The 867-nt window shown below is 52.7% G+C and carries 7 tRNA genes and 1 rRNA gene; all 8 read left to right on the top strand.

Features of this window, described 5'->3' with window-relative positions:
• The first annotated feature begins 111 nt into the window (after window positions 1-111).
• Window positions 112-228, top strand: a 5S ribosomal RNA gene (rrf, locus tag FD02_RS07390).
• A 7-nt stretch (window positions 229-235) separates the two neighbouring features.
• Window positions 236-308, top strand: a tRNA-Val gene (locus FD02_RS07385).
• 2 nt (window positions 309-310) lie between these two features.
• Window positions 311-383, top strand: a tRNA-Lys gene (locus tag FD02_RS07380).
• Between the two features lie 19 nt (window positions 384-402).
• A tRNA-Gly gene (locus tag FD02_RS07375) sits at window positions 403-474 on the top strand.
• Between the two features lie 27 nt (window positions 475-501).
• A tRNA-Arg gene (locus FD02_RS07370) sits at window positions 502-575 on the top strand.
• Between the two features lie 4 nt (window positions 576-579).
• A tRNA-Pro gene (locus FD02_RS07365) sits at window positions 580-653 on the top strand.
• 26 nt (window positions 654-679) lie between these two features.
• Window positions 680-753: transfer RNA gene (locus FD02_RS07360), tRNA-Met, on the top strand.
• A 6-nt stretch (window positions 754-759) separates the two neighbouring features.
• Window positions 760-833, top strand: a tRNA-Ile gene (locus FD02_RS07355).
• Window positions 834-867: the final 34 nt, after the last annotated feature.

The following is an 867-nucleotide window of genomic DNA, read 5'->3' as shown; positions in this document are numbered from 1 at the left end:
CACTCATCCGTTGCTCAAGCGGAGCACGACTAGCGTACAAATACGGTTCAACGCAACACGAAAAAACAATGATAGCCAGTTTTGAGAGCGCAAAGCTTTCTAATTGAAAAGTGCGGTGGCGATAGCGAGAAGGATACACCTGTTCCCATGCCGAACACAGAAGTTAAGCTTCTCTACGCCGAGAGTAGTTGGTGGGTGACTGCCTGCGAGGGTAGGAAGCTGCCGCGCTTTTTATGGAGGATTAGCTCAGTTGGGAGAGCGTCTGCCTTACAAGCAGAGGGTCACAGGTTCGAGCCCTGTATCCTCCATTGAGCCGTTAGCTCAGTTGGTAGAGCAACGGACTTTTAATCCGTGGGTCGACAGTTCGAGCCTGTCACGGCTCAGTTGATTCATCTTACCAATGCGGAAGTAGTTCAGTGGTAGAACATCACCTTGCCATGGTGGGGGTCGCGAGTTCGAATCTCGTCTTCCGCTTTGTCGGCTTACCGGCAAAGATTATATGCACCCATAGCGCAACTGGATAGAGTGTCTGACTACGAATCAGAAGGTTGTAGGTTCGACTCCTACTGGGTGCATCATCGGGAAATAGCTCAGCTTGGTAGAGCACCTGGTTTGGGACCAGGGGGTCGCAGGTTCGAATCCTGTTTTCCCGATTGGACAGTTTGTCCAAAAGATTCTTCGCGGTGTAGCTCAGCTGGCTAGAGCGTCCGGTTCATACCCGGGAGGTCGAGGGTTCGATCCCCCCCGCCGCGATTGCTTGGACCTTTAGCTCAGTTGGTTAGAGCAGACGGCTCATAACCGTCCGGTCGTAGGTTCGAGCCCTACAAGGTCCATCCGGGTTTGCGTGGATGGCCAGGGTAGTTTAAT

The organism is Lacticaseibacillus nasuensis JCM 17158 (genome assembly GCF_001434705.1).
GTDB lineage: Bacteria > Bacillota > Bacilli > Lactobacillales > Lactobacillaceae > Lacticaseibacillus > Lacticaseibacillus nasuensis.
This window is presented reverse-complemented; position numbering and strand designations above follow the sequence as displayed.